This is a genomic window from Myxococcus sp. AM011 (genome assembly GCF_013372595.1).
GTDB lineage: Bacteria > Myxococcota > Myxococcia > Myxococcales > Myxococcaceae > Myxococcus > Myxococcus eversor.
The window spans coordinates 1-5,176 of the sequence record NZ_JABXEM010000445.1 but is presented as its reverse complement, the minus strand read 5'-3'; the positions used below and the strand labels follow the sequence as shown (position 1 = coordinate 5,176).

Here is a 5,176-nt window from a genome sequence, read left to right as displayed (position 1 = left end):
GCAGGTGGTCCGGTCCCGCCAGTGCGTGCAGCGCACCTGAACCGACTGCCGCGAGCGCGATGAGGGGCATGGTCATGGAGGAGTCCACCCGATGAAGGAGAGATGCCCATCCCCCCACCCGCGTTCCAAGACATCGACTCAGGAGCCCCGTGGAGCCCCGTCGCCCGGTCGATGGAGCGCCCGTCTACCCGCCCAGGACGGGCTTCGGGGAGAGCGCTCCCACCGGGACTTCCCGCCACCAGGGCGTGGCCTGCTCCAGGCGCAGGGGCTCGCTCGCGGCCCCCAGGCGGGGCGTGAAGAGCCGGACCTGCTGCTCGGTGGCCAGGCGGAGCAGCGTCTCCGCGGGCTCGTCCCACGCGTGCAGCGCCAGGTTGAAGGTGCCCCAGTGCACGGGCATCAGCCGGCCACCTCCCAGCATCTCATGGGCCTTGAGGGCGTTCTCCGGGCCCAGGTGGATGGTGCCCCAGCTCGGGTGGAAGGCGCCGACCTCCAGCATCACCAGGTCGAATGGACCATGGCGCCGCCCCACCTCGCGCAGCTCCTCCGTCAGTCCGGTGTCGCCGCTGAAGAAGAGACGGTGCTTGTCGCTCTCCAGCACCCACGACGCCCAGAGGGTCCGATTCCGGTCTCCCAGCCCGCGCCCGGAGAAGTGCTGCGACGGCGTGGCGGTGAGCGCCACCGGCCCCACCGTGGTCCGCTCCCACCAGTCCAGTTCGGTGATGAGCTCCGGCGCCACACCGAAGGCCTCCAGGTGGGCGCCCACGCCCAGGGCCGTGACGAACGGCACACGCCGCTTCGCCAGCGCATGGATGGTGGGCCGGCACAGGTGGTCATAGTGGTCGTGCGACAGGAGCACCGCGTCCAGCTCCGGCAGCGCATCCAGGGACACGGGCGCCTCGTGGAAGCGACGAGGCCCGGCGAAAGAAATGGGCGAGGCGCGCTCGCCGAACACGGGGTCCGTCAGGATGCGCGCGCCGTCCAGCTCCAGCAGCATCGTGCTGTGCCCCAGCCACGTCACCCGCAGACCGCTGTCGGGCTTGCGCCCCCAGGCCTCCAACGGATTCTCCAGGGGCAACGGCCCCGGCGGCGTGCGCTGCTCGCCCCCGCAGAAGTACTCGCCCAACAACGGCAAGGGGTTGCCCTGGATGCCAGGGTGAACGGGCGCGGTGTTGCGAAACCGACCCTCGGCGAACTGGCGGGACGCCCTCACCCGCTCGAGTCGCAGCCCTGAGATGTGCCCACCACGGCTGGAAGAAGACATGCGCTCGTGTCTAACGCCTTGGCCCGATTCTGGCCACCCCACCAGGAGGACGAACGACTGGCCGCCCTCCCGGTGGGTGGAAGTCAGTCCAGACGGACGTGCTGCTCCAGCCGCTCCTCGGGCGTCAGCTCGCGGTTGGCGACCTCCAGGTCGAAGTCGAAGGTGGCGTACTCGATGCGCCCCGTGAAGGGGAACGTCCCCCGATCCAGGTACCCGCGGCTCACGGGCGAACGGGAGTCCATCCCCACGTCCATGCACTCGGTGCTGAAGCGCCCGCGGCACTGACGCGGAATGGCCACCTGCCCCACGTCCTGGCCATTGATGAAGATGCGCGCCGACGCGGGGCCACCGAGCGTGTCGGACTCGTTGGTGAACGCGAGCTTGAGCTCCACCCGCCCCGTGGGGACCTCGATGTCCGACACGGTCTCGTGCCGCTCCATGTCGAAGAAGTTGTAGTGGTACACGAGCCGCCGGTCCTTCACGTACAGCGACCAGCCACCCATGTCGCCGCCCACGCAGACCAGCACGCCCTCGGTGCCCTCCGAGGGCAGCTCCGCTCCGACGGTGAGGGTGTAGCTGATGTTGTTCGTCTTGGGCGCGCTGCCCTCCGGCAGATAGGTCATGCCGGAGTAGAAGGTGACGCGCTTGCGCCCATAGAACCAGCTCGGGCGGAGCGAGACGTCCGCGCGCTCGATGAACCGGTCATCCAGGGGCAGCACGCCGTACTTCGCCGCTTCCACCATGAACAGGTCCTGGAGCTCGCGCAGCTTCTCCGGATGCCGGGCCGCGACGTCCACCGCCTGGCTGTAGTCTCCCCGGAGGTCGTAGAGCTCCCACCGGTCCTGGGCGAAGTCCGCCGTCCCCACCGTCTGCCACGGCAACCGTCCATGCCTGCACGACGCCATCCAGCCATCGCGGTACAGCGCCCGGTTGCCGAACATCTCGAAGTACTGCGTCGTGCGGGTGCTTGGAGCGTCCTCGCCCTTCTCATCGAAGGTATACGCGAGGCTGACGCCCTCGATGGGCTTCTGCGGCGTGCCCTTCAACATCGTCGGCTCGGTGATGCCAATGACTTCCAGCAGCGTGGGCGCGATGTCGATGACGTGGTGGAACTGGAAGCGCGAGCCCCCGCCCTCCGTGATTTCGCGAGGCCACGAGACAATCATCGGGTTGCGCGTGCCACCGAAGTGCGAGGCCACCTGCTTCGTCCACTGGAACGGCGTGTCACCCGCCCAGGCCCAGCCCACCGGGTAGTGCGGCGACGTGCCGGGAAGACCTATCTCCTCCTTGCGGTCCAGGAGCTGCTGGAGGTCCGGCGGATAGCCCCCCAGCGTCAGCATCTCGTTGAGGGTGCCGGTGAGCGTGCCCTCCGCGCTCGAGCCGTTGTCCCCGATGATGTAGAGCACGAGCGTGTTCTCCAGTTCGCCCAGGTCATCGAGGGCCTGGACGACCCGGCCCACTTCGTGGTCGGCGTGGGACAGGAAGTCCGCGTAGTTCTCCGCCATGCGGCTGAAGAGCTGCTTCTGCTCGTCATCGAAGGAATCCCAGGCTGGAATCTCCGAGGGGCGCTCGGTGAGCTTCGCGTCGGGAGGAACCACCCCCAGCTCGACCTGCCGCGTGAACACCTCCTCGCGGTAGGCGTCCCAGCCCTGGTCGAACTGGCCTTGATGCCGGCCACGCCAGTCGAGCGGTGGCTGGTGCGGCGCATGGCCCGCGCCGGGCGCGAAGTAGAGGAACAGCGGACGCTGGGGGGCAATCGACTTCTGCTGGCGCATCCACCCGATGCAGTCATCCGCGAGGTCTCTCGTGAGCTGATAGCCCTCCTCGGGCGTCCGGCTGGCCTCCACCGGCTCGGTGCCACGATGGAGCGCGGGACGGAACTGGTCCGTCTCTCCGCCGATGAAGCCATAGAAGTAGTCGAAGCCCCGCTGCGTGGGCCAGTTGTCGAACGGCCCCGCCGCGCTCGTCTGGTTGTCGGGGACGTTGTGGTTCTTCCCCCACCACGCCGTGCCGTAGCCGTTCTGCTGGAGGACCTCGGCGATGGTGCCGCAGCTCTTGGGGATGATGCCCGTGTAGCCGGGGTAGCCGGTGCCAATCTCCCCAATGACTCCGGACGCGGCGCTGTGGTGGTTGCGGCCGGTCAGCAGCGCGGCCCGCGTGGGCGAGCAGAGCGCGGTGGTGTGGAACTGGCAGTACTTCAGCCCGCTCCGCGCGAGCCGCTCGGCCGTCGGCATCGCCACCTGTCCGCCGAACGCGCTGGACCAGCCATAGCCCACGTCGTCCAGCAGCACGAGCAGCACGTTGGGCGCTCGCTCTGGCGCGGACGGCTGGCGCGGGAAGTCCGGCTTCGAGTCCCGGTAGGTCAGCCCTATCTTCGCCTTCGAGAAGCGGTACTCAGGGGCCGGGTAGACGTGACGATCCACCCTCCGAGGGAACCGAGGCTTTCTGGCCATGGCACGAGTCCTTGCTGAGCCGGGCGCGGAGAAGACAGCGGGCACGGCACCACGGACACAGATGGGCCTCCCTGGACCCGCCATCAAGCCGCCCCCTGGCGCCACCGAACCCACCGGGTACGCGCCAGCCCCTGGACGACAGGGAGGGACGGTCGAGCACGCATCCGCTCGACCCCCCCGAGGGGAAACCCGGTAGGGTGCGCCCATGATCGACGACGAGAAGCCGTTCGTCTCCCGCCACCGCTACGAGCACCACCACCCGACGGTGCTCGCCATCTACTGCTCGGATGGCCGCTTCACCGACGCCGTGGAGGACCTGGCCACCCACCTGGGCCACGAGCGCATCGACACCCTGACCATTCCGGGCGGCCCCGCGCTGCTCAACCGCTGGACGGCCGACTATCTGGAGAGCGACACCATCACCCGCGCGGCCCGTTTCCTCATCATCGGCCACCACATCGAGGAAGTGCTCCTGCTCGCGCACGCCAACTGCGGCTACTACCACTCCCGCCACGGAACCATGGGGCCGGAGTTCATCGCGGAGCAACAGGTCAAAGACCTGCGCCACGCCGCCGAGGAACTCCAGAAGGAGCACACCGGCATCCGCGTGCGCCCCTTCTACGTCCACCCCGAGGCCGAGCGCATCCACTTCAAGCCCGTGGCCCTCCACGACTGAGAGCACAGAACTTCAGCGCGGGTCCGTCCGCGTGGCCGACTCCTCGCGCCCGACGCGGGAGTGCTTGCGGCCATAGCCGAAGTAGATGACCAGCCCCAGCGCGAGCCAGAGGATGAGCCGTATCCAGGTCTCCGTGCCCAGGCCCAGCATCAGGGCCGTGCAGACGAGAATGCCCAGGATGGGGACCACGGGCACGAAGGGCGTCCGGAAGGGCCTGGGCAGGTCCGGCCGCGTGTAGCGCAACACCAGGATGCCGGCGCAGACGACCACGAACGCGAACAGCGTCCCGATGGAGACGAGGTGCCCGAGCAACCCGATGGGGAACAGCCCCGCCACCACCATGGCCACGCCTCCGGTGATGAGCGTGGACACATAGGGCGTCCGGTAGCGCGGGTGGATGCGGCCGAAGAACGGCGGCAACAGCCCGTCGCGCGACATCGCGAAGAAGATGCGGGGCTGCCCCATCAACATGACGAGCACCACCGAGGCGAGGCCCGCGATGGCCCCCACGCCGACGATGGGACGAAGCCACTGCAAGGCGGGACCTCCCTCGGAGATGGCCACGTACACGGGCTCGGGCACGTCCAGCGTGCGGTACGGGGCCAGCCCCGTCATCACCGCCGCCATCAGCACGTAGAGCACCGTGCACACGATGAGCGAGCCGAGGATGCCCGTGGGCAAATCCTTCGACGGGTTGCGCGTCTCCTGCGCCGCCGTGGAGACGGCGTCGAAGCCGATGTACGCGAAGAAGATGACCCCCGCCCCCGCCAGCACCCCGCTCCAGCC

General features: G+C 68.8%; 4 protein-coding genes. 1 reads left to right on the top strand and 3 read right to left on the bottom strand.

From position 1 onward, the window contains the following. Positions 1-184 precede the first annotated feature (184 nt). A complete protein-coding gene (locus HUW62_RS45690) occupies positions 185-1,261 on the bottom strand; it encodes an MBL fold metallo-hydrolase (protein ID WP_176438018.1) in 1,077 nt (358 codons plus the stop codon). A gap of 83 nt (positions 1,262-1,344) precedes the next feature. Beyond that, entirely contained in the window at positions 1,345-3,714 is a 2,370-nt protein-coding gene (locus HUW62_RS45685; RefSeq protein ID WP_176438017.1) for an arylsulfatase, read from the bottom strand. 205 nt (positions 3,715-3,919) lie between these two features. On the opposite strand from HUW62_RS45685, the gene HUW62_RS45680 reads away from it, so the two are divergent. Beyond that, positions 3,920-4,390, top strand: coding sequence for a carbonic anhydrase (locus HUW62_RS45680; RefSeq protein ID WP_163869287.1), 471 nt, complete (start codon positions 3,920-3,922; stop codon positions 4,388-4,390). A gap of 12 nt (positions 4,391-4,402) precedes the next feature. Here HUW62_RS45680 and HUW62_RS45675 read toward each other — a convergent pair. Then, on the bottom strand, positions 4,403-5,176 hold a 774-nt coding region (locus HUW62_RS45675), incomplete at its 5' end, for an amino acid permease (protein WP_176438016.1).